Source organism: Sphingobium soli, assembly GCF_020782245.1.
GTDB classification, from domain to species: domain Bacteria; phylum Pseudomonadota; class Alphaproteobacteria; order Sphingomonadales; family Sphingomonadaceae; genus Sphingobium; species Sphingobium soli.
Genome location: NZ_JAJGNP010000005.1, coordinates 45,788 through 69,929, shown reverse-complemented (window position 1 = coordinate 69,929; position 24,142 = coordinate 45,788). Strand labels below are relative to the sequence as shown.

Annotated in this window: 24 protein-coding genes; 11 read left to right on the top strand and 13 right to left on the bottom strand. The window is 65.5% G+C overall.

The genetic code is table 11. The annotated features are described in order from the left end of the window. Positions 1-3: 3 nt before the first annotated feature. The 3 genes from rplS (at position 4) to LL253_RS08420 (ending at position 1,283) form a co-directional block, all read left to right on the top strand. A complete protein-coding gene (gene rplS / locus LL253_RS08430) occupies positions 4-372 on the top strand; it encodes a 50S ribosomal protein L19 (protein WP_009820937.1) in 369 nt (122 codons plus the stop codon). Between the two features lie 132 nt (positions 373-504). Beyond that, positions 505-963, top strand: coding sequence for a hypothetical protein (locus LL253_RS08425; protein WP_228226901.1), 459 nt, complete (start codon positions 505-507; stop codon positions 961-963). 5 nt (positions 964-968) lie between these two features. Continuing rightward, positions 969-1,283: a hypothetical protein gene (locus LL253_RS08420; RefSeq protein WP_228222101.1), complete on the top strand. Its 315-nt coding sequence runs from the start codon at positions 969-971 to the stop codon at positions 1,281-1,283. 4 nt (positions 1,284-1,287) lie between these two features. Here LL253_RS08420 and LL253_RS08415 read toward each other — a convergent pair whose 3' ends face one another. Next, positions 1,288-2,607 carry an MFS transporter gene (locus tag LL253_RS08415; RefSeq protein ID WP_228226900.1) on the bottom strand — a complete coding sequence of 440 codons (1,320 nt, stop codon included), beginning with the start codon at positions 2,605-2,607 and terminating at the stop codon, positions 1,288-1,290. Between the two features lie 58 nt (positions 2,608-2,665). Next, a complete protein-coding gene (locus LL253_RS08410; protein WP_228226899.1) occupies positions 2,666-3,466 on the bottom strand; it encodes a TrmH family RNA methyltransferase in 801 nt (266 codons plus the stop codon). Between the two features lie 123 nt (positions 3,467-3,589). On the opposite strand from LL253_RS08410, the gene LL253_RS08405 reads away from it, so the two are divergent. Beyond that, positions 3,590-4,702 carry an AI-2E family transporter gene (locus LL253_RS08405; RefSeq protein ID WP_228226898.1) on the top strand — a complete coding sequence of 371 codons (1,113 nt, stop codon included), beginning with the start codon at positions 3,590-3,592 and terminating at the stop codon, positions 4,700-4,702. A 261-nt stretch (positions 4,703-4,963) separates the two neighbouring features. On the opposite strand, the gene LL253_RS08400 is transcribed toward LL253_RS08405, so the two are convergent. The 7 genes from LL253_RS08400 to LL253_RS08370 all read right to left on the bottom strand — a co-directional run bounded on the left by LL253_RS08400 (position 4,964) and on the right by LL253_RS08370 (position 10,041). Further along, entirely contained in the window at positions 4,964-5,560 is a 597-nt protein-coding gene (locus LL253_RS08400; protein WP_228226897.1) for a hypothetical protein, read from the bottom strand. Positions 5,561-5,647: 87 nt separating this feature from the next. Next, positions 5,648-5,920 carry an HPr family phosphocarrier protein gene (locus tag LL253_RS08395; RefSeq protein WP_009820944.1) on the bottom strand — a complete coding sequence of 91 codons (273 nt, stop codon included), beginning with the start codon at positions 5,918-5,920 and terminating at the stop codon, positions 5,648-5,650. Then, a complete protein-coding gene (locus LL253_RS08390; protein WP_009820945.1) occupies positions 5,917-6,321 on the bottom strand; it encodes a PTS sugar transporter subunit IIA in 405 nt (134 codons plus the stop codon). The genes LL253_RS08395 and LL253_RS08390 overlap by 4 nt, the downstream gene beginning before the upstream one ends. A gap of 22 nt (positions 6,322-6,343) precedes the next feature. Beyond that, positions 6,344-7,282, bottom strand: coding sequence for an RNase adapter RapZ (gene rapZ, locus LL253_RS08385; RefSeq protein WP_228222097.1), 939 nt, complete (start codon positions 7,280-7,282; stop codon positions 6,344-6,346). Further along, positions 7,279-7,710 (bottom strand): HPr kinase/phosphorylase, encoded by a 432-nt coding sequence (locus tag LL253_RS08380; protein WP_009820947.1) that lies wholly within the window; start codon positions 7,708-7,710, stop codon positions 7,279-7,281. The genes rapZ and LL253_RS08380 overlap by 4 nt, the downstream gene beginning before the upstream one ends. Positions 7,711-7,772: 62 nt before the next feature. Then, positions 7,773-9,368, bottom strand: a complete 1,596-nt coding sequence (locus tag LL253_RS08375; protein WP_228226896.1) for a sensor histidine kinase — start codon at positions 9,366-9,368, stop codon at positions 7,773-7,775. Beyond that, positions 9,337-10,041, bottom strand: coding sequence for a response regulator transcription factor (locus tag LL253_RS08370; protein WP_009820949.1), 705 nt, complete (start codon positions 10,039-10,041; stop codon positions 9,337-9,339). Before LL253_RS08370 ends, LL253_RS08375 begins: the two co-directional genes overlap by 32 nt. A gap of 273 nt (positions 10,042-10,314) precedes the next feature. Between LL253_RS08370 and LL253_RS08365 the strand changes: the two genes are divergently transcribed. The 3 genes from LL253_RS08365 to LL253_RS08355 all read left to right on the top strand — a co-directional run bounded on the left by LL253_RS08365 (position 10,315) and on the right by LL253_RS08355 (position 13,362). Next, positions 10,315-11,916: a phosphoenolpyruvate carboxykinase gene (locus tag LL253_RS08365; protein WP_228226895.1), complete on the top strand. Its 1,602-nt coding sequence runs from the start codon at positions 10,315-10,317 to the stop codon at positions 11,914-11,916. A 155-nt stretch (positions 11,917-12,071) separates the two neighbouring features. Next, positions 12,072-12,383 carry a hypothetical protein gene (locus tag LL253_RS08360; protein WP_228226894.1) on the top strand — a complete coding sequence of 104 codons (312 nt, stop codon included), beginning with the start codon at positions 12,072-12,074 and terminating at the stop codon, positions 12,381-12,383. 160 nt (positions 12,384-12,543) lie between these two features. Beyond that, entirely contained in the window at positions 12,544-13,362 is an 819-nt protein-coding gene (locus tag LL253_RS08355) for a ferredoxin--NADP reductase (protein WP_228226893.1), read from the top strand. Between the two features lie 52 nt (positions 13,363-13,414). Here LL253_RS08355 and mfd read toward each other — a convergent pair whose 3' ends face one another. Further along, the gene (gene mfd / locus LL253_RS08350) at positions 13,415-16,888 is read right to left on the bottom strand and encodes a transcription-repair coupling factor (protein ID WP_228227013.1); all 3,474 of its coding nucleotides are present in this window, start codon (positions 16,886-16,888) and stop codon (positions 13,415-13,417) included. A gap of 102 nt (positions 16,889-16,990) precedes the next feature. Further along, positions 16,991-17,254 (bottom strand): FAD assembly factor SdhE, encoded by a 264-nt coding sequence (locus LL253_RS08345; protein ID WP_037542518.1) that lies wholly within the window; start codon positions 17,252-17,254, stop codon positions 16,991-16,993. A 197-nt stretch (positions 17,255-17,451) separates the two neighbouring features. Here LL253_RS08345 and recG point away from each other — a divergent pair, with 197 nt between their 5' ends. From recG to LL253_RS08330, 3 genes are all read left to right on the top strand, one after another. After that, positions 17,452-19,515, top strand: coding sequence for an ATP-dependent DNA helicase RecG (recG, locus tag LL253_RS08340; protein WP_228226892.1), 2,064 nt, complete (start codon positions 17,452-17,454; stop codon positions 19,513-19,515). 82 nt (positions 19,516-19,597) lie between these two features. Beyond that, entirely contained in the window at positions 19,598-20,080 is a 483-nt protein-coding gene (locus LL253_RS08335) for a hypothetical protein (protein WP_228226891.1), read from the top strand. A gap of 66 nt (positions 20,081-20,146) precedes the next feature. Further along, positions 20,147-21,238 (top strand): mechanosensitive ion channel family protein, encoded by a 1,092-nt coding sequence (locus LL253_RS08330; protein WP_228226890.1) that lies wholly within the window; start codon positions 20,147-20,149, stop codon positions 21,236-21,238. Here the strand turns inward: LL253_RS08330 and LL253_RS08325 are convergent. Both LL253_RS08325 and tyrS read right to left on the bottom strand, forming a co-directional pair. Continuing rightward, positions 21,210-21,566 (bottom strand): PilZ domain-containing protein, encoded by a 357-nt coding sequence (locus LL253_RS08325; protein ID WP_009820958.1) that lies wholly within the window; start codon positions 21,564-21,566, stop codon positions 21,210-21,212. The genes LL253_RS08330 and LL253_RS08325 overlap by 29 nt on opposite strands. A gap of 122 nt (positions 21,567-21,688) precedes the next feature. Next, entirely contained in the window at positions 21,689-22,906 is a 1,218-nt protein-coding gene (tyrS, locus tag LL253_RS08320) for a tyrosine--tRNA ligase (protein WP_228226889.1), read from the bottom strand. Positions 22,907-23,032: 126 nt separating this feature from the next. Between tyrS and LL253_RS08315 the strand changes: the two genes are divergently transcribed. Next, positions 23,033-24,130 (top strand): anhydro-N-acetylmuramic acid kinase, encoded by a 1,098-nt coding sequence (locus tag LL253_RS08315; protein WP_228226888.1) that lies wholly within the window; start codon positions 23,033-23,035, stop codon positions 24,128-24,130. Positions 24,131-24,142: the final 12 nt, after the last annotated feature.

Sequence of the window (24,142 nt, the reverse complement as noted above, 5' to 3'; positions counted from 1 at the left end):
GACATGAACATCATCCAGCAGATCGAGGCGGAAAGCATCGCCGCCCTCGCCAAGGATATTCCCGACTTCCGCCCCGGCGACACGCTGCGCGTGGGCGTCAAGGTCAAGGAAGGCGACCGCAGCCGCGTCCAGAATTATGAAGGCGTGTGCATCGCCCGCTCGAACAAGGGCATGGGATCCAACTTCACCGTGCGCAAGATTTCGTTCGGCGAAGGCGTGGAGCGTGTGTTCCCGCTCTATTCGCCCAACATCGATTCGATCACTGTCGTTCGCCGCGGTGTCGTGCGTCGCGCCAAGCTCTATTATCTGCGTGGCCGCACCGGCAAGCGCGCTCGTATCGCCGAGCGCCGCGACACCCGCAGCGAAGGCTGATCGCCGCGCGATCAGACCTGAGGGTAAGGAAAGGCGGCGGCTTCGGCTCGCCGCCTTTTTTTGTCCCGGGCCCTCCGGGAACCTCGGGGCCGCCAGGCGCGCTTATCCTTCCGTGATGGCGAGGAGATAGAGATGCGCATCATATCGGGACTTGCGGCGGTCGCCGTCATCGCCCTGCCAGCCGCGCTGCCGGCGTCGGGGAAATCCATGTGGACCTATGCCTATCAGAACGGCGTTAGCGAGTATCTGACCGGGCAATGGGATTCGCCCACAGGCGGCGCGCTTAACCTGTCGTGCAAGGGCAGGGCGGTGACGATCATGGCGCAGATCAAAGGGCAGGCACCGCCGCCCGATAGCCAGTTGCGGCTCATAGCCTCCTCGCGCTCCGGGTCGCGCGAAACGCGCTTCATGACGGATAAGCGGGGCGACGTGCATATTGCGGATGCGGCGCGGTCGCCGGCCTTTCGTCAACTGTGGGGCGACTTGCGCGCACGGGACATTGTGACGGTCCGCTATGCGGACGGGCGGTTTGCGGTGCAGTCGCTGGACGGTGCCGGCAAGACGCTGCCGCCGCAGCCTTGCGCGGATTAGGGACGATGGGCTTTCTGGTCGGGTCGGCGCTGCTGGCGATCCTGATGAGCTTCGGCGCGGCGAAGTTCAGTCTTGGCCGCTGGCCGGACCTGAGCGCCGGGCGGCAGGTGCTGGTCGCGGCGTCCGCCTTTCCCCTGCTGGCGCTGATCGCCTTTGCCGTGATGCTGGTAATCACGCTGGCGGGGCCGCAGCCGCAGGAACCGGGCGGGACGACCGGGATGGTCGTCTTCGCCATGGTCTTCTTCCTGGTCTATGCGCTGGGCGTTGCGCTGGTTATCGGCTTGCCCAGCGCCTGGATCGCGGTGCGCATGTTGCGCTGACCGATCAGGTGGCGCGGCTGGTCCACCACAGGCCCGCGAGGCTGATGGCTGCGGCCGCGGTCATGTAGAGGCCGACCAGCGCCACACCCTGCGCCGCGATCAGCCAGGTCGCGACGATCGGGGCGAGCGCGCCGCCGATGATGCCGCCAAGGTTAAAGGCGAAGGACGCGCCGGTATAGCGCAGCTGGATCGGGAAGAGCGCGGGCAGATAGGCGCCCAGCGGGCCGTAGACGAAGCCCATCAGGAACAGGGCGATCGCCAGGATCGCGAAGATAGGGAGCAGCGCGCCCGTGCCGATCATCGGTCCGAAGGCAAGTCCCATCAGCGTCGTGCCCGCGCAGCCCCAGGCCAGCACGCGCGTGGGCGTACGCTGGTCCGACCACCAGCCGGCCAGCACAATGCCCACTGCCATGAACAGGATGGCGCCGAGTTGCAGCGACAGGAAGACGCTGCGGTCGATGCCCAATGTCGTGGTGCCGTAGCCCAGCGCGAAGGCGGTGGCGATATAATAGACGGCAAAGCAGGCGACGACCGCGAAGGTGCCGGCAATGGCCGCGCCCAGATGATCGCGCAGCAGCGTGGCGAGCGGCAGGGCGGGGGGTGGCGCTTCCGCCTGCGCCGCTGCAAATTCGGGCGTTTCGGTGAGTTTGAGGCGGACCCACAAGCCCAGGAACACCAGCACTGCGCTGCCCAGGAATGGCAGGCGCCAGCCCCAGGCGAGGAAATCGGCTTCAGACAATACGGTGTCAAGGAGCAGGAACAGGCCGTTGGCGGCGATGAAGCCGACCGGCGCGCCCAGCTGCGGGAACATGCCGAAACGCGCGCGCCAGCCCGGCGGCGCGTTTTCCACCGCCAGCAGCGCCGCGCCGCCCCATTCGCCGCCCAGGCCAAGACCCTGGCCGAAGCGCAGCAGGCAGAGGATCAGCGGCGCCCACCAGCCGATCTGCGCATGGGTGGGCAGGAAGCCGATCGCCAGCGTGCAGCCACCCATCAGCATCAGCGACGTCACCAGCGTCGCCTTGCGCCCGACCCGGTCGCCATAATGGCCGAACACCGCCGCGCCCAGCGGCCGCGCGAAGAAGGCGAGAGCAAGGCTGCCATAGGAGGCCATGAGTTGCGCGGTGGGGGAGGATGCGGGAAAGAACAGCGCGGGAAAAATCAGGCTGGCGGCGGTGGCGTAGATGTAGAAGTCGTAAAATTCGACCGCCGTGCCGATCAGGCTGGCCGCGAGCACGCGCTTGTGCCGCCACATTTCGCCGACGCCGCTGGTCTGTGTCACGTTTTTTCGCCCCCCGGAATTCGTCATGCCAGCGACGGCTGGCATCTCTCTGCCTTTGTCGCGGTAAAGAAAAGTGAGATCCCGGCCTTCGCCGGGATGACAGTCATGATGTCTTTCGCCTCTGGTTCAGCAGCTCATAGGCCATCACCGCAGTGGCCACCGCGGCATTGAGGCTGTCGGCCTTGCCGCGCATCGGCATTTTGACCAGCAGGTCGCATTGCGCTTCATAGTCGGCGGGCAGGCCCTGGGCCTCGTTGCCGACCAGCAGGAAGCTGGGGCTTTGATAGGCCGGCTCCTGATAATCCTGCGTGGCCTTGAGGCTGGTGCCGATCAACTGCCCCGCGCCGCCGCGCAGCCAGGGGAGGAACTCTTCCCATCGCGCCTGCGTGATCGACTGGGTGAAGAGCGCGCCCATGCTGGCGCGCACCGATTCGACCGAGAAGGGATCGACGCAGTCGTCGATCAGGATGAGGCCGCCCGCGCCGACTGCGTCGCCGGTGCGCAATATCGTGCCCAGATTGCCGGGATCGCGCAGCGACTGGGCGACGATCCAGATGTCGGCGCTGCTCCGGTCGAGCGCGGCCAGCGGCGTCAGCCGGTCGCGATAGACGCCGACGAGTGCCTGTGCATTGTCCTTGCCGCTGATCTTGGACAGGATATCGGGCGTGGTGACGATGACGTCGCCGCCCGCCGCCTCGATCGCGTCGATCAGTTCCAGCGCCAGCGGGTGTGTGGCGCCGGCATGGAAGAGCATTTCGGGCAGCACGCCTTCCTCGCGCGCTTCGGTCAGGATGCGTAGCCCTTCGGCCAGGAACAGCCCTTCGGCCTTGCGATATTTCTTTTCCCGCAAGCTACGGACGCGCTTGACCAGCGGGTTGGAAAAACCGGTGATTTCACGTGCCACTGCGCCGATATGCCCATGCTGGAGATAAACAGGCGGCTTCCTTAGCGGGCACAAGCGCAAAAGGACAGGCTTGCCCCGCGCAGGGCGATGGATTTGGCGCAAGGATTTTGCCAAGGATGCGCCATGACACCCGATTCCGATCCGCCGCCGCCCATGCACCTGTCGATCAAGCTGGAAGATGGCTTCTTCCTTGGCTTCGTGCTGCTGGTGTCGGTCGCCTTCGCTCTGGTTATCGAACCCTTTTTCGCCGCGATCCTGTGGGGCGTCATCGTCGCGATCGTGTTCGCTCCGGTGCATCATCGCATCCGCGCGCAGATGCCGGGGCGGACCAATGCGGCGGCGCTGCTGACCTTGCTCCTCATTTTGCTGGTGGTGATCGTCCCGGCCTTCGTCCTGGGCGCGGCGCTGTTGCAGGAAGCGACCTTTTTCTATGGCAAGGTGCAGTCGGGCGAGATCAATTTCGTTCGCCTGTTCTACGACGTGATCGCGGCGCTGCCCGACTGGTTGCGCCCCTATGTCCAGCGGCTGGGCATCACCAATTTCTATGCCGCGCAGGAAATGGTGACGCGGGGGCTGACCAGCAGTTTCCGCACGTTGGCGGGCCAGGCGTTCCAGATCGGGCAGAGCGCCTTCAGCTTCTTCGTGGCGCTGGGCGTCATGCTCTATCTGGCCTTCTTCCTGTTGCGCGATGGCGACTGGCTGGCGCGCAAGGTCGCCGCCGCCGCGCCGCTGCGCGCGGGACAGCGCACCGCCTTGATCGAGCAGTTCGTCATCGTCACCCGCGCCACGATCAAGGGCAGCATCGTCGTCGCCATCGTGCAAGGGTTGATCGGCGGGCTGGTCTTCTGGGCGCTGGACATCCAGGGCGCGCTGCTCTGGGGGGTGCTCATGGGCGCCTTTTCGCTGCTGCCCGCGATCGGCACCGCGATCGTGTGGGTGCCCGTCGCCATCTATCTGTTCGCCACCGGCGCGGTGTGGCAGGGCGTGGTGCTGGTCGTGTGCGGCGCGCTGGTGATCGGGTCGGTCGATAATGTGCTCCGCCCCATCCTGGTCGGCCGCGACACGCGCATCCCCGATTATGTCGTGCTCATCTCCACGCTGGGCGGGCTGGAGCTGTTCGGCTTCAACGGCATCGTCATCGGCCCGGTGATCGCGGCTTTGTTCATCGCGACATGGAATATCTTCACCCGGATGCGGGGGGAGGATGCGGGCATCGACGCGGCGAAGGAGGGCTGACGAGGCGGTCCGACCTGTCAGGCGTCCGAAGTTCACAGTGTCGTGGCGCTTTTGCGGGCGGAAGCGACCACTAGGCGACTGCGACGCGACACTGAAGCGACACCTGCGCGAACCCGACGCTACAGGCCGATGGCGCCTCACGATCGGGCGCGGCGCGCGTGTCACAAGAGGCTGGATGGACGATATCCAGCAGGATAGATCAGATAAAATCCAACATTGGAACTCTTATCCTGGCCTTCGGCATTGCGCAGGGCCAGCGGTTCAGGGCACGCCGATGACGGCGTCGGACTGGGCCGGATAGGCGCGCACCAATGCGCCGCTGAGCGCCGTAGCCGCCGCGTCCTGCTGGTCCGCAGACCGCACCGTGACCGCCGATCCGCGCCAGACCGACGCCGCGCTGCCCCGTTTGCGCAGGATCATGTCCAGCCGCGTTTTTTGCAGCGCGACATGGCGCGACTTGCCCGATGGCAGCGGCACCTTGAAGACGGAGCCCGCAGCTCCGGGTACGCCGCCATTCGTAAGGTTGGAGCTGGACGGCGCGACCTTTGCGTCGCCGGTGCCGACGTCGGACCGGTCGATGACCAGTTCCATCCAGTAGGCCGCATGATCCGCGCCATCCAGCAAGGTGAAGCCGCGCGCCGAAAGCGCCTCTCCCGCGGCGTCGCGCGCGCTTTCGGTCGTGCCGTCGCGGCTGCCGTCAGCAAGATGCGCTTCGACCGCCATCGTGCCCTGTTGCGGGGGCGGGGCCGTCTGGGCGGCCAGCGGCGCGCTGAGCGCGACCATGCCGACCAGCGCCGCGATATGGCGGACAAGGATCGAGGGGCGATGCGCGTTCAGTGGCGGGGGCATCATGGTCATGGGGTGGCTCCAGGAAATGCGATCCTATCGGAAGGACGCACGCATAGTGGAAAAATATGCCAGCGCCGCTTTGCCAGCCGGCCGCGCCTATTCTTCCCCGAACTTGTCCTCGACCAAGGTGACGAGTTGGCTGAGCGCCTGCGCGGCGTCCGGCCCCGTTGCCTTGATCGTGATCTGGTCGCCCATCGCCGCGCCCAGCATCATCAGCCCCATGATCGACGTGCCGGTGACGTGATGGCCGTCCTTGCTGACGGTGACGTCAGCGGGCAGGCCGCTCGCCAGGGTCACGAATTTCGCGCTGGCGCGGGCGTGAAGGCCGCGCTTGTTGGTGATGCGGACGTCCTGGCTGAATTCGTTCATGCAGTGCTGCCCAACAATTCCGATGCGACGCTGATATATTTCTGGCCCGCCTCGCGCGCGGCGGCGACGGCGGCGCGCACGTCCATGACCTTGCGCGCGCTTTCCAGGCGGATGAGCATGGGCAGGTTGATGCCGGCAATCACCTCGATCTCGCCGGCCTTGAGCAGCGAGATGGCCAGGTTCGACGGCGTGCCGCCGAACAGGTCGGTGAGAAGGATGACGCCCGCCCCATCATTGACGCGCGCGACCGCCGCAGCGATGTCCGCGCGGCGCAATTCCATATCGTCTTCCGGGCCGATGCAGATCGTCGCAATCTGCTGCTGCGGCCCTACGACATGTTCCATGGCGACAACGAATTCGGTCGCCAGCGACCCATGGGTGACGAGAACGAGTCCGATCATGTGCTTGTGCGGCCCACCTGTGTCATGATTCTGCTTTCGGGCCTCCCGGCCGGCGCTTCTCCAGACTGTCCTGGGGCGCTGATTCTATATTGCGGTGCAGAACCGTGGGCGAAAAGCCCGCCGCTTGCAAGTGCCTCGCGACCCGATCGGCGACATGGACGGAGCGGTGCCGCCCGCCGGTGCAGCCGAACGCCACGGTGATGTAGGTCTTGCCCCCTTCGGCATAGCGCGGCAGCAGCGTGACAAGCAGATCCTCGATCCGGCCCACGCTGTCCGCATAGGCGGGATCCTGCGCGATATAGGCCGCGACGTCGGCCTCCAGCCCGGTTTTGGGCCGCAGCGCATCGTCCCAATGCGGATTGCGCAGATAGCGCATGTCGAACATCAGGTCGGCGTTGCGCGGAACCCCGCGCGAAAAGCCGAAGGACAGGATGGTCAGCACCGGTTCCGACAGGCCGGGCCGCGAAAAGCGATCCCGCATTTCCTGTTGCAGGGCGTTGCTGGAAAAGCTGGTGGTGTCGATCACCTGGCTCGCCCATCGGCGCAGCGGTTCGGTGAGTTCGCGTTCGCGCGCGATGCCATCGGCGGCGGGGCGATCGGCCGCCAGCGGATGGCGGCGGCGGGTTTCGGCAAAGCGCCGTTCCAGTTCCGCGTCCGAACAGTCGAGGAACAGGGTTTCGATGTCGTGGCCGTGGCGTTCGCGCAGCCCCTTGATGCGGCGCACGATGGCGCCGGCGTCAAAGCCGCGCGTGCGCGCGTCGATGCCCAGCGCCAGCGGCCGGTCGGCATCCGCGCCATGGCCGACCGGCAGCGGCGTGTCGAGCAGCCGGTCGAGCAGCATCAGCGGCAGATTGTCGACGACTTCCCAGCCCATATCCTCCAGCGTCTTGAGCGCGGTGGTCTTGCCCGCGCCTGACAGGCCCGACAGCAAAAGGATCGATTTGGGGTGGGATGCAGTCATCGCGGCGCCAGCGTCCTGAGCGCCAGTTCGACCTTGATCGCGGCGGAGACTTCGAACGGGGCAATTTTGATAACCGGAACCTGAAGCCCGGCGACGGCGCGGGACAGGCCTTCGGGCGGCATGCGGTCGACCTGGTCGAACAGGTCGCACAGCAGTGCGACGGGCGCGTCGCCATGGGGCATGGGCACGATGCCAAGGCCGCGCACCTCCATCTTCCCCGCGATCGTGTCGGGCGCGGTGGCGCGCAGCGCGCCGTCGATGCGCTGGACCAGCGTGTAATCGTCGCTGACCAGCGTGGCGCCACGGTCGATCAGGCGCAGCGCAAGGTCGGACTTGCCGACGCCGCTGGGTCCGCACAGCAATACGGCCCGGCCATCGATGGCCACGCTGGTCGCATGCAGCGTTTCGGAGGAAAGGGCGCGCGCCATTATCCCGCCCCTTCTAACGCCTGTCGCGGCCGATGAAAATGGGCGAGCGTCGCCCCGCCGTCTTATTCCGAAACAATGCCGGGGTCGCGCGCCACCGCCATCGGCAGGCGCACGACGAAGCTGGCGCCACGCTGCGCATCCTCCCGGTCGCCGATGCTGATGCGGCCCTGATGCCCTTCGACAATGGAGCGGGCGATGGCCAGACCCAGGCCCGAATGCTTGCCGAAACTTTCGCCTTCGGGCCGGACGCTGTGGAAGCGGCGGAAAATATGTTCGCGTTCGGATTCAGGGACGCCCGGCCCTTCATCCTCGACGCTGACCAGCACCTGATCGTCCGCCACCGTGGCGATGATGCGGACAAGGCCGCCGTCGGGCGAAAAGGACACCGCATTGTCGATGAGGTTGTCGAGCACGCGCACCAGCCGGCCTTCTTCGCCCAGCACGACGGCGACATCCTTGCGCGGGCGGGCGAAGGCCAGGCGCACGCTGCGCGGCACGCCGCGCGCTTCGCGGGCGATCACCATTTTCTCGATCAGCAGGCCCAGGTCGATGGGTTCAAAGCGTGTGCGCGAGAGTTCCGCGTCGACGCGCGAGGCTTCGGCAATGTCGGTAACGAGGCGGTCGAGCCGGCGCACATCATCCTGCGCAATCGCCATCAATTGCGCGCGCAGGTCCGGGCGGTCCACCCGTTCGAGCGAATCGAGCGCGGAGCGCAGCGAGGCGATCGGGTTCTTGAGTTCATGGCTGACGTCAGCGGCGAAGGCATCGGTCGCGTCGATCCGCTGGCGCAGCGCATGGCTCATGTCTGAGAGGGCGCGGGCCAGCATGCCGATTTCGTCGCGCCGTTCGGGCAGGCGCGGAACCGTGACCTCGCGCGCGCGGCCCAGGCGCACGCGCACGGCGGCGCGCGCGAGGCGCTGGAGCGGCTGGACGATGGTGCGGGCGAGGAACAGCGAGAGCAGCACCGAGGCGAGCACCGCCGCGGCCAGCACCAGCCCCAGGCGGAAGCGTTCGGCGCGCACGGTGCGGGTGATGTCGCGCGCGTTTTCAGTGGCCAGCAGGCTGGTCCCGTCCTTCATCGCCACGGCGGCCGAGATCATGAATGTGCGGTCGGGCGCATAGCGGTTCATCGCTTCGGGCTGGCCGGATCGGCGCGCGGCGACCAGTTCGGGCCAGGCGCTGGCGCGATCGACCGCCGGTTCCTCGAAATCGGGCGGTCGGTCTGCGGACACGACGCTGTCGACCATCTTGTCGAGGAAGCGCGCGACATGGCGGCGCAAGGCTTCGTCTTCGGGTGAGCGCAGTTCATAGCGCGGCGCGTCCATGGCGAAGCTGTCGGCGATCAACGCGCCGTTCGCACCATAGCGACGCACGCGGTCGCCGGTCTGGCGTGCATAGGCAGCGATCAGCCGGTCCTGCCGGTCGGTCGGCGCGGTGTCCAGCCCGATGGCGAGCAGCTTCAGTTCGCGCGCGGACTGGACCAGCCGGTCATCGACGATGCGGGTGCGATAGCTGTCGAGATAGAAAAATCCGCCCGCCAGCAGCGCCAGCGCGAATACATTGACCGCCAGGATGCGCGGGGTGAGGCTGACCCGCCCCGACCAGCGCTCGGGTGCGGGCAAGCGGTCATTCCTCGGAGAATCGGTATCCGGCGCCATAGAGCGTGTCGATTGCATTGAACTGGCTGTCTACCTCACGGAATTTGCGGCGCAGGCGCTTGATATGGCTGTCGATGGTGCGGTCATCGACATAGACGTCGTCCTGATAGGCGGCGTCCATCAGCTGGTTGCGGTTCTTGACCACGCCGGGGCGCTGGGCAAGCGTTTCCAGGATCAGAAATTCGGTGACGGTCAGCGTTACGTCCTTGCCGTCCCATTTGACCCGGTGCCGGGCCGGGTCCATTTTCAGCCGGCCGCGCACGATGGGTTCGGCCACCGGCTCGTCGCTGGTTTCGGGCGCGCGGTTCGCCTCGGCCCGGCGCAAAATGGCGCGGATGCGCGCGATTAGCAGCCGTTGCGAGAAGGGCTTGGAGATATAGTCGTCCGCACCCATGGCCAGGCCCAGCGCCTCGTCCAGCTCGTCGGCCTTGGAGGTGAGGAAGATGACGGGCATCGCGCTTTTTTCCCGCAGCCGCCGCAACAGCTCCAGCCCATCCATGCGCGGCATCTTGATATCGAAGACGGCAAGGTCGGCGGGATTGTCGAGCAGCGCCTTGAGCGCGCCTTCGGGATCGGGATAGATGCGCGTCACGAAGCCTTCGGCCTGTAGCGCGATCGACACGGAGGTCAGGATATTCTTGTCGTCGTCCACCAATGCGATGGTTGCGGTCATGCGGCGTCCCGGACATGTCAGGTTGCAGAGCGCAGCAGCGTTAGACCATGGGGCGCGGGGCTGCAAGAAAGGCGCGCGGCATGGTCCGTCACGGTGCTGTCACGATCGCTGCGGCGCAGCATCGACTCAGTTTGACGCTGGGGGCGTCACGGCCTATGCCCAGCCTTGTCGGCAAGCCGGACGCCACGCCGTAAAACGGCGGGTTGCCGGGGAGCCGGATCGGCCGTCATCCTGATCATAGGGGCGGGCGACAACATATTCAGGAGCAAAGGCGTGCAGGCCAAATCCTCTATCACCCTGGCGGACCAGGGCATCACTACTCATGCCACCCAGCATTGGAATCTCGGCACCGCGCCGCTGGTCGAAGCGGCCGTGCGCAATGGCGAGGGCAAGCTGTCGAAGGACGGCCCGCTGGTCGTCAAGACCGGCAAGCATACCGGCCGCAGCGCCAAGGACAAGTTCATCGTCCGCGACGCCGAGACCGAAGGCACCGTCTGGTGGGGCAACACCAACGTCGCGATGACGCCGGAGCATTTCGCCGCATTGAAGGACGATTTCTTCAAGGCGCTGGGCGAAAAGGAAACGCTCTACGTCGCCGACTTGTTTGGTGGGTCGCAGCCTGAGCATCGCGTCAATGTGCGCGTCATCAACGAATTTGCCTGGCACAATCTGTTCATCCGCACGCTGCTGGTGCGGCCGAGCGCTGAAGAACTGAGCGGGTTTGCGCCTGAATATACGATCATCGACCTGCCCAGCTTCCGCGCCGATCCCGCGCGCCATGGCTGCCGCAGCGAAACGGTGATCGCGGTCAACCTGACCGAAAAGCTGATCCTGATCGGCGGCACCGCCTATGCCGGCGAAATGAAGAAGAGCGTGTTCGGCATCCTCAACTATCTGCTGCCGGCCAAGGGTGTGATGCCGATGCATTGTTCGGCCAATATCGGCGCGAACGGCGATACGGCGGTGTTCTTCGGCCTCAGTGGCACCGGCAAGACCACGCTGTCGGCGGACGCCAGCCGCACGCTGATCGGTGACGATGAACATGGCTGGTCGGACACGGCGGTCTTCAATTTCGAGGGCGGCTGCTATGCCAAGATGATCAACCTGTCGGCCGAGGCCGAACCGGAAATCTTCGCCACTACCAAGCGGTTCGGCACGGTGCTGGAAAATGTCGTGATGGACGAGGAAACCCGCGCCATCGATCTTGACGACAACAGCCTGGCCGAAAACAGCCGCGGATCCTACCCGATCGACTTCATCCCGAATACATCGGAAAGGAATCTGGGGCCGGTCCCGAAGAACATCATCTTCCTGACTGCCGACGCCTATGGCGTGCTGCCGCCGATCGCGCGGCTGACGCCCGAACAGGCGATGTATCACTTCCTGTCGGGCTATACCGCGCGCGTCGCGGGCACCGAAATCGGCGTGACGGAGCCGACCGCCACCTTCTCGACCTGCTTTGGCGCGCCCTTCATGCCGCGCCATCCGTCGGTCTATGGCAATCTGCTGAAAGAACGGATCAACAAGGGCGGCGTTACCTGCTGGCTGGTCAACACCGGTTGGTCGGGCGGTAAGGCGACGATGCCGGGCATCAAGCGCATGCCGATCAAGGTCACGCGCGCCCTGCTCAACGCCGCGCTCGACGGCAGCCTGAACAACGCCCAGTTCCGCACCGACCCCAATTTCGGGTTCCAGGTGCCGGTCGCGGTGGAAGGGGTGGACTCGACCATTCTCGATCCGCGCGCATCCTGGGCGGATGGCGAGGCCTATGACGAAACGGCAGCAACGCTGGTCAAGGCCTTCGTCGACAATTTCGCGCAGTTCGAGGATCATGTCGACGATGGCGTGCGCGGCGCGGCGCTGACTGCCGCCTGACGCGAACGACAATATGACGGAAGGGGCGGGACCATGGTTTCCCGCCCTTTTCCTATGCGCCCCACTCATCCTTTCCTTGCAAGGGAGACGGGCACGTTTTGCGTTGCCGCGGTGCCCCTGCTATTCTGCAAGGACAGTCAAAAGGAGTGACGCGCATGTTCGACAGCATCATCGGTAAACTGGGCGGGCTGGAAGCAGTCGCCGCGCAGATCGGCGTCACGCCCGAGCAGATGCAGGCGCTGATGCGCGAAATCGCAGCAAAGATCGGGTCTGGCGAAACAAGCGTGGCGGCGCTTGCCGAAACCGCAGCGGAACATGGCGTGTCGGCCGACAAGTTGCAGCAATTGATGGCCGGTTTCGGCGGCCCCGAAGCGATCATGGGCCAGATCGGCAGCCTGTTCGACCGGGACGGTGACGGCAATCCCGCCAATGAACTCAGCGGCTTCGCCAAAGGACTGTTCGGCTAAATCGCATAGGCAGGTAAAAGCCCGCGCTTTGGCCACCCCAAGTTTTTTTGGCCTTGCCTTCGCGGCGCGGAAGGGCCAATTCGCGGCCATCTGAATTGTTGCGAATGATCCGCAACTAGAGCGGCGCTGGCCGCGCCCTGGCAAGCAAGGACGAAGTTAGTTGACCGACGTAACGACCGAAAAGCCGGTATTGGAACCCACCGGCGCGCTTTCCGTGGAAACCGTGTTGTCGGTGAAGCACTGGAACGAACATCTGTTCAGCTTCCGCATCACGCGCCCCGCCAGCTTCCGCTTCCGCTCGGGCGAGTTCGTGATGATCGGCCTCAAGGGCGACAATGGCAAGCCGCTGCTGCGCGCCTATTCGGTCGCTAGCCCCAGCTGGGACGAGGAAATCGAGTTTCTGTCGATCAAGGTGCAGGATGGTCCGCTGACGTCGAAGCTTCAGCTGATCCAGCCGGGCGACCAGATCTATCTGGGCCGCAAGCCCACCGGCACGCTCGTCACCGACGCGCTGCTGCCGGGCAAGCGGCTCTTCATGCTGTCGACCGGTACGGGCCTTGCTCCCTTCCTCAGCCTGTCGCGCGACCCGGACGTCTATGAATTTTACGAGCAGGTGGTGATCGTCCATTCGGTGCGCCGCGTGTCCGACCTGGCGTTCCGCGACGATCTGGAGGCCAAATGGGCGGAAGATCCGCTGGTATCCGAACAGGCGCCCGCGCAATTCCATTATGTGCCGACCGTCACCCGCGAACCGTTCGAGGGCAACACGCAGCGCATCGACGCGCTGGTCGAGAGCGGCGCGCTGTTCGAAGGGATTCCCGGCGCGAAGAAGTTCGACCCGGAAACCGACCGGATCATGATGTGCGGCAGCATGGAGATGATCAAGCAGTTCGCCGCCTATTTCGAAGGCGCCGGCTTTACCGAAGGCTCCAACGCGGCCCCCGGCCAGTTCGTGATCGAGCGCGCCTTCGTCGGCTGACGATGCGTGCGACGGGCGGGGCGCATGATGCGCGCCGCCCGCCCGTCTCGCCTTATCCTGCGGCCTTTGCCAGCCCCTTGGACAATTGCAGCACGCCATTGAGGCGCGCCTGCGGATCGCCCCAGGCGCGGTCCAGCACGATCTTGCTGTCGGGGCGCAGCCGGGCGACGCCATTCAATCGCTGGACATAGGCGACCAGATTTTCCGGCTTCGGGAAGCGATCCTCGAAAAATGTGACGAGTGCGCCCTTGGGGCCGACGTCGATCTTGGCGATGTTGGCGGCGAGGCAATTCTGCTTGATCTCAATGATCTTGAGCAGATTTTGCGTCGGCAGCGGCAGCTTGCCGAAGCGGTCAATCAGCTCGGCGGCGAAGGATTCGAGGCCCTGGCGATCCTCCAGTTCGTTGATGCGGCGATATAGCCCCATGCGCAGGTCGAGGTCGGGCACAAAATCCTCCGGAATGAGGATCGGCGCATCGACGCTGATCTGCGGCGAAAACTCCTCGCTGCGCCGTTCCTCGGCAATGCCGCCTGCCTTGGCGTCCAGGATCGCGTCTTCCAGCATCGACTGGTAGAGTTCGAAGCCCACTTCCTTGATATGGCCCGACTGTTCGTCGCCGACCAGATTGCCCGCGCCGCGAATGTCGAGGTCATGGGAAGCAAGCTGGAAGCCTGCACCCAGCGTGTCGAGGTCCGACAACACCTTCAGCCGCTTTTCCGCCGTGTCGGTGATGATGCGGTTGGCGGGCGTCGTCATATAGGCATAGGCGCGCGTCTTCGACCGGCCGACGCGGCCGCGCAGCTGGTAGAGCTGAGCCAGGCCGAAGCGGTCGGCGCGGTGGATGATGAGCGTATTGGCGCTCGGAATATCAAGGCCGGATTCGACGATGGTGGTGGACAAGAGCACGTCATAGCGTTTGTCGTAAAAGGCCGACATGCGCTCCTCCACCTCGGTGGCGCTCATCTGGCCGTGGGCGACGATCGGCTTGACCTCGGGCACCTCGTTGCGCAGGAACTCCTCGACTTCGGTAAGGTCGGCGATGCGCGGCACGACGAAAAAGCTCTGCCCACCGCGATAATGTTCGCGCAGCAGGGCTTCGCGGATGACCACCCCATCCCACGGCATGACATAGGTGCGCACCGCAAGCCGATCGACCGGCGGCGTCTGGATGACGGACAATTCGCGCAGGCCCGACATCGCCATTTGCAGCGTGCGCGGAATCGGCGTGGCGGTCAGCGTCAGCACATGGACGTCGGTCTTGAGACCCTTCAACCGTTCCTTGTGGGTGACGCCGAACCTCTGTTCCTCGTCGACGATGACAAGCCCCAGCCGCTTGAACTCGATGCCCTTGGCGAGCAGCGCATGGGTGCCAACGACAATGTCGATGCTGCCGTCGGCAAGGCCCGCCTTGACGGCCTTCGCCTCCTTGTCGGGGACGAGGCGGGACAGGCGGCCGATCTCGATCGGGAAACCACGGAAGCGGTCGACGAAATTCATGTGGTGCTGCCGCGCGAGCAGGGTGGTGGGGCAGATGACGACGACCTGCATCCCCGCCATCGCCGCGACGAAGGCGGCGCGGAGCGCAACCTCTGTCTTGCCGAACCCCACGTCGCCGCATACCAGCCGGTCCATCGGCTTGCCCGCGCCAAGGTCCTCGATCACGTCGCTGATCGCGCGGTCCTGATCGTCGGTTTCCTGATAGGGGAAGCGGTCGACGAAAGCGGGATAGCCCGCGACATCGGGTTCGGCGACGGTGGCCGGGCGCAGCGCGCGGGCGGCGGCGGTCTTGAGCAGCTCGCCCGCGATTTCGCGGATCCGCTCCTTCATCTTCGCCTTGCGCCGCTGCCAGGCTTCGCCGCCCAGCCTGTCGAGGCTTACGCCGTCGGTTTCAGAGCCGTAGCGGGACAGGACCTCCAGATTTTCGACCGGCACATAGAGTTTGTCGCCGCCCGCATATTCCAGCGCGACGCAATCATGCGCGGCCTTCGACACCGGGATTTGCGTCAGGCCATCATAGCGGCCAATGCCATGATCGCGATGGACGACCAGGTCGCCGGGCGTCAGCGTGGCGAGTTCCTGGAGAAAGGCGTCGGCATTCTTCTTGCGCTTGGCGCGGCGCACCAGCCGGTCGCCCAGCATGTCCTGTTCGGTCAGCACCGCGACATCGGGCGCGGTGAAACCATGGTCGAGGCCAAGGACGATCAGCGCGACGCGCCCGTCGCCGGCAAGGCCCAGCGCCTCCTGCCAGTCATCGGCCGCCGCGATCCGCGCCACGCCATGATCGGCGAGCAACCCGGACAGGCGTTCGCGCGCGCCCGCCGAATAGCTGGCGATCACCACTTTCTTCTTCTTGCGGCGCAGGCCGTCGATATGGGCGCTGACCGCGTCGTAGATATTGCTGTTCTGTGCGCGTTCGGGGGTGAAGTCGCGCGGTCCGTCCACCGCGAAGTCCAGCACGGTCGCGCTTTCGGGCTCATGGAAAGGCGTCGTCGCGTGCATCGGCAGCGATGCGACCGCCGCGTCCCATTCGGCGGCGTCGAGATAGAGGGCGTCGGGTTTGAGCGGACGATAGGAGCCCGGATCGGATGATTTCGCCTGCACCCGGTTGGCGTGATAATCGCGGATCGCCTCGAACCGGTTTTCCGCCGCGCCCGCGACCCCGGAATCGCGCACGATCACCGCATCGCCCAGATGATCGGTCAGCGGGACCAGCTTTTCCTCGAACAGCGGCAGCCAATGTTCCATGCCAGCGAGGCGGCGGCCATCGCTGACGGCCTGATAGAGCGGGTCGCCGGTCGCGGTCGCGCCAAATGTCTCGCGATAGCGCAGGCGAAACCGCTTGATCGTGTCCTCGTCCAGCAGTGCTTCGGACGCGGGGAGCAGGGTGAAGCCCTCGACGCTGCCCGTGGTGCGCTGGTCGGCCGGGTCGAAACGGCGCACCGTCTCGATCTCGTCGCCGAAGAAATCAAGGCGCAGCGGCTGGTCCTCGCCGCCGGGGAACAGATCGACGATGCCGCCTCGGATCGCGAATTCGCCCCGGTCGTGGACGGTGTCGGTGCGGACATAGCCATTGGCCTGAAGCATGTCGGCCAGCCGCTGGATCGCGATCCGTTCCTTGGGCGCGAGCTTCGCCACCAATTGCCGCACGCGAAAGGGGGTCAGCGTGCGCTGGGTCATCGCCGAGAGCGTGGTGACGACCAGTTGCGGCCCCCTGGGCTTGACCTGCAAGGCGTGGAGACCCGCCAGACGCGCAGACGCCGCGCGTAGCGACGGGCTGGCGCGATCATAGGGCAGGCAGTCCCAGGCCGGAATGTCAATCAGCTCCAGTTCCGGGGCGAAGGTGGGCGCGGTGTCGGCGATGGCCCGCGCCTGCTGTTCGTCGGCGGCAATGAAGACGGCGCGGCCCGATGCCGCCCCGCCCGCCGCGCGCGCCAGGTCCGCAAGCAGCCAGGGCAGGAAACCGGCCGGCGCGCCAGCGAGCGTGATCGGCGCCTTGGCGCTGAGGATTTTCTGAAGGTCGGTCATAGGATATTCGTCATTCCCGCGAAGGCGGGAATCCATGCCCCATGCCTTGCAAAATTGGGCTGTCGCCCGGACATCGATCCCCGCCCAGCGGGGAGGAAGCAACTACACGATCTTCACGAAATCGAGTTTCAGGAATTGGTCCATCATCGGGCCTTTCCATTCGTCGGGCACGGGGATCGTCCCCATCGCCCAGCCCATGATGTCGGCATCCTGTTCTTCCATGAAGCGCTCAAACCACGCGATTTCCTCTTCGTTCCAGGTCGCATGATAGCGGTCGAAGAAACCGCCGACGGTATAGTCCGATTCGCGCGTCCCCCGGTGCCAGGCGCGAAACTTCATGCGGCGCAGATGGGGAGTGTCGGTCATGGTCATTCGCTTCATCCGTTCGTCCTGATTAGCCGCTGAGCGAAGTCGAAGCGGCGTATCGAAGGATCGTTCGACGCAGAATGCTTCGATACGGGTCTTCGAGGTCGCTCCGCCCCACTCAGCACGAACGGCTGTAAAGAGGTGCGAGCCGCCATTTGTGCCACCGTCCCGGCTGGGCTAGAGCGCGTGAGATAGCCATGCGACCCGATATTCTCAATCCGCTCTTTGCCGAAATTTCCTTGTTCAAGGGGGTAGGGCCGGCGCTGGCCCGTCCGCTGGAGCGACTGGACCTCAAACGCGCGGTCGATGTCGCCTTTCATCTGCCGGTCGGCTGGGTCGATCGTCACCTTACCGATCGGCTAGACATGGCCGATGCGGGGCGAATCATCGGCACGCTGCTGACGCCGGTCGATTATCGCGCCGGTGGCAGCGCGCGCGCGCCGTTTCGCGTGCTGGCGGCGGACGGGCAGGGCAATGGCGTCGCCCTCGTCTATTTCGGGAAGAATAGCGGCTGGCCGCGCAAGCTGTTGCCGCTGAACGAACCCAAATTCGTGTCGGGCAAGCTGGAGGCCTATGGCGAAAACCTCCAGATCGTGCATCCCGACCATGTGCTGCCGCCCGAGGAAGCCGATACGGTGCCCGCGCGCGAATCGGTCTATGGCCTGTCCGAAGGACTGACCAACAACCGGATGCGCGACCTGGCGGCGCAGGCGCTGGCGCGCGCGCCCGACCTGCCCGAATGGATCGAACCCAGCCTGCTGGCGCGCAAGGGGTGGCCCGCCTGGCGCGAGGCGCTGGCTCGTGCCCATGCCGATCCGGGCGATGGACCCGCGCGCGAACGGCTCGCCTATGACGAGATTTTCGCCGGGCAACTGGCGCTGATGCTGGTGCGGCAATCGTCGCGGCGCAGGCGCGGCGTGTCGATTGAGGGCGACGGGCGGCTGCGCGCGATGCCGAAACTGCCCTTCGCGCCGACGGGCGCGCAGCGCCGCGCCATCGGCGAGATTGAGGGCGACATGGCGCAGGCGACGCCGATGCTGCGGCTGCTGCAAGGGGATGTCGGGTCTGGCAAGACGCTGGTCGCGCTGATGGCGCTGCTTAACGCGGTGGAAGCGGGGATGCAGGGGGCGATGCTGGCCCCGACCGAGATATTGGCGCGGCAGCATCATGACACGCTGCGCAAGATGACATCGGGCCTGCCCATTGAAATCGCGATCCTGACCGGGCGCGAAAAGGGCAAGGTGCGCGAGGCCACGCTGATGGGCCTCGCCGACGGCAGCATCGACATATTGGTCGGCACCCACGCCATTTTCCAGGAAGCGGTGCGCTACAAGGCGCTGGGTCTGGCCGTGATCGACGAACAGCATCGCTTTGGCGTCGCGCAGCGGATGATGCTGGCGAACAAGGCCGAACGCGCGCCGCACTTGCTGGTGATGACCGCGACGCCGATCCCGCGCACGCTGACGCTGACCTATTATGGCGAAATGGACGTGTCGCGGCTGGATGAAATGCCGCCGGGCCGCCAGCCGATCCAGACATTGGTCATGGCCGCCAGCCGGCTGGACGAAGTGGTCGATGCGCTCGCCCGCCATGTGGACGGCGGCGGGCAGGCCTATTGGGTCTGTCCGTTGGTGGAGGAAAGCGAGACCAGTGACCAGGCCGCGGCTGAGGCGCGGGCGGAATCGCTGCGGCTGCGGTTCGGCGACCGCGTCGGCCTGGTCCATGGCCGGATGAAGGGGCCGGAAAAGGACGCCGCGATGGAGGCCTTTGCCGGCAATCGGACGCAGATATTGGTGGCGACGACGGTGATCGAGGTGGGCGTCGATGTGCCCAACTCCAGCCTGATCATCATCGAGGGCGCGGACCGGTTCGGCCTGGCGCAATTGCATCAGCTGCGCGGTCGGGTGGGGCGCGGCGACAAGTCATCGACCTGCCTGCTGCTGCGCGGCAACGCCCTGGGCGAAACATCGCGCGCGCGGCTGGCGCTCATGCGCGAGACCAATGACGGGTTCCGCATCGCCGAGGAGGACCTGAAATTGCGCGGAGCAGGGGAGGTGCTGGGCACGCGCCAGTCGGGCGATGCGGTGATGAAACTGGCCACCCCGGAGCATGTCGCGGCGCTGGTGGACGCGGCGCGCGATGACGCGCATCTGTTGATCGAACGCGACGGCGGGCTGGATAGCGCGCGGGGGCAGGCCGCGCGTACCTGCCTCTATCTATTCGAAAAGGATGCGGCCGTAGGATTGCTGCGCGGCGGGTGACGCGCACGCCAATCGAACCGGCAAGGCGGATAGAAATGTCCTCCCTGATCGTTCCATGCCGGCATCTGTAAAGGAGCGTGCCGTGAGACAATGTGGGTTTCTGGTGGCCGTGCTGGCGCTGGCGGCGTGCCATTCGGCGCCGCAGGCGAAACAGACCGACGCGACCATCGCTAATGCTGAAACGGAAGTCGCTGCCAGCAATGCCGGCCTGCCCGCACAAGCGCCAAATACGATCCGCGGCACCATGGCACAGGCGGGCGATCAGGCCGGTGCGGGCATGACATCCTCCATGCGCGACTGCCATTTCGAGGTGGACGGCAAGCGGCTGATTGACGGGCCTTGCCGTGTCTTTCCGATGGGAAAGGACCAATATACGCTCAACACATGGGACGGCGGCAAACCGCGCCAGTCGCATTTCGCGGTCGTCACGACACAGAGCGACGGTCGCACCATCGCGACCTGGAACAAGGAGCCGGATGACAGCCGGGCCTATGACCCGCTGGGCGTCGTCACGAAGCGCGACGGATGCTGGGTGAATGAGCGGACCCGGATCTGCGCCCAATAAATCAATCGCCATTCCGTTCATGCTGCGCCTGCGAAACAATTTGCGGGCAATGACGTTGCCTACTTCATGCCGGACATCAGCCTGACCAATATCACGTCGCTGGCCGCGGTTTCCATCGCGATTTCGGTCGTTGCGGCCTTCCTGATCCACTGGGTGCTCTACGCCATTGCCGTGCGCGTGGTGCGCGCGCGCATGACGCCGATCCTTTTGCCCGCCATCTTCCAGCCGACGCGCTGGCTGGTCGTGTTGTTCGCGCTGGGCGCGGGCATCCAGCCGCTGGAGCTTGGGCCTCGAGTGGAAGCGCTCTGGTCGATCGGGTCGAAGATGCTCTTTGCGCTGCTGGCCGGCTGGCTGCTGCTGCGCACCCTGCGCGCCGTTCGGCAAATGATCGAGAGCCATAGCGACATCAACGCCGAGGATAATCTCAAGGCGCGGCAGCGGCACACGCGCGTGCGTATCCTCTATCGCATCGCCCAGAGCATGATCGCGGTGCTGGTGATCGCGATGGTGCTGATCGCCATTCCCGGCGTCCGGTCGATCGGCGTGACGCTGGCGGCGTCGGCGGGTCTGGTCGGCTTGGCGGTGGGCGCGGCGGCGCAGCCTGCGCTGAAAAATCTGATCGCCGGCATCCAGATGGCCTTTTCCGAACCCATCCGCCTTGACGATGTGGTGATCGTGGAGGGCGAATGGGGCCGGATCGAGGATATCACGCTGACCTTCGTCGCGGTCCGAATCTGGGACGATCGGCGCATGGTGGTGCCGGTGTCCTATTTTCTGGAAAAGCCGTTCCAGAACTGGACGACGAGAACGTCGGACCTGCTGGGCACGGTGTTCTTCTATGTCGATCCCGCGGCTGACGTCGGGCGGATCCGCGACGCCTTCGTCGATGCGGTCAAGGCAAACAGCCGGTGGGACGGGCGGGTCGCCATCCTGCAAGTGACTGACCATCGCGCCGACGCACTGGAATTGCGCGGACTATTGTCCGCGCGCAACGCCGGCATCGCGTTCGACCTGCGCTGTGAAGTGCGCGAAGCGGTGATGGACTTTTTGCGTATGCAGATGCCCGAAGCGCTGGTGCGCAGCCGCCATCGGCTGGAGCCGGGAGAGGGCTTTGAACAGTGGGCGCCGCCTACCAGGCCGTCTGCCGCGGCGGAATGAGCGCCATCATCGCGTCATAGAGGCGCGGACTGACGGGGGTCAGAAACTCCATGCCGACCCGGCCATTTTCCGCCCAGCGGATTTCGGCGGCATAATCCTTCACCACCGGCAGCCAGATGGTGATCCGCTCTCCGGTCAGCAGGGACTCGTCCGATCGGCACATGAGCCCGAGCGCCGAGATGTTGATGACCCGCACGCCATGGGTTTGCCCGCGCGCGGTGACGTGGCTGACGAGATCCACCAGGTGACGCTTAGCCCGACGCTGTTCGACCGACGGGTCGCGCGATCGCATCACATGGTCGAGATTGGCGAAGACCGAGTTAGGCATGGCCGCAAGCCTAAGCATGCGATCATGAACGAGATACGCAAAAACAGGCTTAGCAGCAGGTTAAGCCTTTTCCAGCCATCCCATGATCGCCTTGACGGAGCGGGGTTTTTCCCCGGCGCGCGTCAATCGATGACCAGCCCATGCTTCTTGGCGCCGAAACTCAACTTGTCGCCGGCTTTCAGCAGAACCGCCGGATCGGTAACGACCACGCCATTGACCTTGATCGCCCCTTCGCTCAGCTTCCGGCGCACTTCCTTGTTGGACGTGGCAAAGCCAAGTCCGGTGGTCGCCTGAACGACGCTCAACCCCTCGCTGCCCAGGCTGATCGTCGGCAAATTGGCGTCGGATGCGCCTTCCTCGAACGTGCGGCGCGCGGTTTCGGCGGCTGCGGTGGCGGCGTCCGCGCCATGCGCCATGGCGGTCGCCGCGTCGGCGAGGACTTTCTTGGCGTCGTTGATCTCTGCCCCTTCAAGCCGTTCGAGGCGGGCGATTTCATCCAGCGGCAGGTCGGTGAACAGCCGCATGAAACGCCCGACATCGGCGTCCTGCGTATTGCGCCAGAATTGCCAATAGTCATAGGGAGATAGCGCATCGGCGTTCAGCCACACCGCACCCTTGGCGGTCTTGCCCATCTTGCCGCCATCCGCCGTGGTGATGAGCGGGGAGGTGAGACCGAACACTTGCGTGCCGTCGACGCGGCGCGACAGTTCGATGCCGTTGACGATATTGCCCCACTGGTCGGAGCCGCCCATCTGGAGGCGGCACCCGGCACGCCGCGACAGCTCCAGGAAATCATAGGCCTGCAGGATCATGTAGTTGAATTCAAGAAAGCTCAGCGACTGTTCGCGGTCCAGACGCAGCTTCACGCTGTCGAAGCTCAGCATCCGGTTGACCGAGAAATGCTGGCCGATGTCGCGCAGGAAGGGGATATATTCGAGGGCATCGAGCCAGTCGGCATTGTCGACCATGATCGCATCGCTCGGCCCGTCGCCGAAGGTCAGGAAGCGTTCGAACACCCGCTTGATGCTGGCGACATTCTCGTTGATCTTGTCCACCGTCAGCAGCGACCGCGCCTCGTCTCGCAGGGAGGGGTCGCCGATCTTGCCAGTGCCGCCGCCCATCAGGACGATGGGCTTGTGCCCGGCCTGCTGCATCCGGCGCAGCATCATGATCTGGACCAGGCTGCCGACATGGAGCGAGGGCGCGGTGGGATCAAAGCCGATATAGCCCGGCACCACGTCGCGCGCGGCGAGAGCATCAAGGCCCTGCGCGTCGGTCAGCTGGTGGATATAGCCTCGCTCGTCGAGCAGGCGCAGCAGTTGGGACTGATATTGGCTCATGGCGCGCGCCTGTAGCATCGCGGAGAGTTGAGCGAAAGATACCGTTCGCCCCGCGCTTGTCGAAGGGCGCGACTTGTTTCAAGGATAGTGGTTGCACAGGTTCAGCCCCGAACGGATTTTTCCTTTATGCCTCAATCGACCCTGGCCATCGGCCTCATGTCCGGCACGTCGCGCGACGGCATCGACGCTGCGCTCATCGAAACGGATGGGGAGGGCGCGGTCGCGGCGCTGGAATTTCACGCCATGGCCTATGACGAGGGCTTTCGCCTGCGCCTGGCCGAAGCGTGCCAGCGCGCGATGGCGATGGAGCGGCCGGGCTTCGAACCGCTGATCGCGTCGGTCGAGGCGGATTTGACCGAGCGCCATGTGCAGGCGGTGGCGGACCTGTTGGGGCGCAGCGGCCATGTCGCGCAGGATATCGGCGTGATCGGCTTTCACGGCCATACGGTCGCCCACCGGCCGGAGCGCGGCTGGACCTGGCAGATTGGCGATGGCGCGGGGCTGGCCGGGGCGTTCGGCATCCCGGTGGTCGCCGACCTGCGCCAGGCCGATGTCGTTGCAGGCGGGCAGGGCGCGCCGCTGCTGCCGGTCTATCACCGCGCGCTGGCTGACGCGCTGGCCAAGCCCGCCGCGATCCTCAATCTGGGCGGGGTCGCCAACATCACCGTCATCGGATCGGACGGCGCGCTGATCGCGTTCGACACCGGCATGGCGAGCGGCCTTATCGACAATTGGATGCAGATGCAGGGCAACGCGTCCTATGATGAAGGTGGGGCCTGCGCCGCGCGGGGGCAGGTGAATGGGGCAATTCTGGCCGCGATGCTGGCCGACCCGTGGTTCAACCTGCCGCCGCCCAAGAGCATCGACCGGGAAGCCTTTTCGATCGAAGCGGTGCGGGGCCTGACCCTTGAGGATGGCGCGGCGACGTTGACGGCCTTTACGGCCGCGGCGGTGGCGCGCGCGATCGACCATCTGCCCGAGCGCCCGGCCGAAATCCATGTCGCGGGCGGCGGCCGGCATAACGCCACGCTGATGAAGATGATCGCCGAGCGGACGGGGGCCAGAGTGCTTGGCGTCGATCATCTGGGCTGGGACGGCGACGCGCTGGAGGCGCAGGGCTTTGCCTATATGGCGGTGCGGCACTTAAAAGCCCTGCCGATCAGCTTTCCCGGCACGACCGGCGCGCCCGCGCCGATGACCGGCGGCGTGCTGTTCCGCCCCTAGGCGCGCTGGTCC

Bases quoted from the DNA above. Each gene is read 5' to 3' on its own strand.
- rplS (WP_009820937.1), top strand. From the start codon at position 4: ATGAACATCATCCAGCAGATCGAGGCGGAAAGCATCGCCGCCCTCGCC.
- LL253_RS08425 (WP_228226901.1), top strand. From the start codon at position 505: ATGCGCATCATATCGGGACTTGCGGCGGTCGCCGTCATCGCCCTGCCA.
- LL253_RS08420 (WP_228222101.1), top strand. From the start codon at position 969: ATGGGCTTTCTGGTCGGGTCGGCGCTGCTGGCGATCCTGATGAGCTTC.
- LL253_RS08415 (WP_228226900.1), bottom strand. From the start codon at position 2,607: ATGCCAGCCGTCGCTGGCATGACGAATTCCGGGGGGCGAAAAAACGTG.
- LL253_RS08405 (WP_228226898.1), top strand. From the start codon at position 3,590: ATGACACCCGATTCCGATCCGCCGCCGCCCATGCACCTGTCGATCAAG.
- LL253_RS08400 (WP_228226897.1), bottom strand. From the start codon at position 5,560: ATGACCATGATGCCCCCGCCACTGAACGCGCATCGCCCCTCGATCCTT.
- LL253_RS08395 (WP_009820944.1), bottom strand. From the start codon at position 5,920: ATGAACGAATTCAGCCAGGACGTCCGCATCACCAACAAGCGCGGCCTT.
- LL253_RS08390 (WP_009820945.1), bottom strand. From the start codon at position 6,321: ATGATCGGACTCGTTCTCGTCACCCATGGGTCGCTGGCGACCGAATTC.
- rapZ (WP_228222097.1), bottom strand. From the start codon at position 7,282: ATGACTGCATCCCACCCCAAATCGATCCTTTTGCTGTCGGGCCTGTCA.
- LL253_RS08380 (WP_009820947.1), bottom strand. From the start codon at position 7,710: ATGGCGCGCGCCCTTTCCTCCGAAACGCTGCATGCGACCAGCGTGGCC.
- LL253_RS08375 (WP_228226896.1), bottom strand. From the start codon at position 9,368: ATGGCGCCGGATACCGATTCTCCGAGGAATGACCGCTTGCCCGCACCC.
- LL253_RS08370 (WP_009820949.1), bottom strand. From the start codon at position 10,041: ATGACCGCAACCATCGCATTGGTGGACGACGACAAGAATATCCTGACC.
- LL253_RS08360 (WP_228226894.1), top strand. From the start codon at position 12,072: ATGTTCGACAGCATCATCGGTAAACTGGGCGGGCTGGAAGCAGTCGCC.
- mfd (WP_228227013.1), bottom strand. From the start codon at position 16,888: ATGACCGACCTTCAGAAAATCCTCAGCGCCAAGGCGCCGATCACGCTC.
- LL253_RS08345 (WP_037542518.1), bottom strand. From the start codon at position 17,254: ATGACCGACACTCCCCATCTGCGCCGCATGAAGTTTCGCGCCTGGCAC.
- recG (WP_228226892.1), top strand. From the start codon at position 17,452: ATGCGACCCGATATTCTCAATCCGCTCTTTGCCGAAATTTCCTTGTTC.
- LL253_RS08330 (WP_228226890.1), top strand. From the start codon at position 20,147: ATGCCGGACATCAGCCTGACCAATATCACGTCGCTGGCCGCGGTTTCC.
- LL253_RS08325 (WP_009820958.1), bottom strand. From the start codon at position 21,566: ATGCCTAACTCGGTCTTCGCCAATCTCGACCATGTGATGCGATCGCGC.
- tyrS (WP_228226889.1), bottom strand. From the start codon at position 22,906: ATGAGCCAATATCAGTCCCAACTGCTGCGCCTGCTCGACGAGCGAGGC.
- LL253_RS08315 (WP_228226888.1), top strand. From the start codon at position 23,033: ATGCCTCAATCGACCCTGGCCATCGGCCTCATGTCCGGCACGTCGCGC.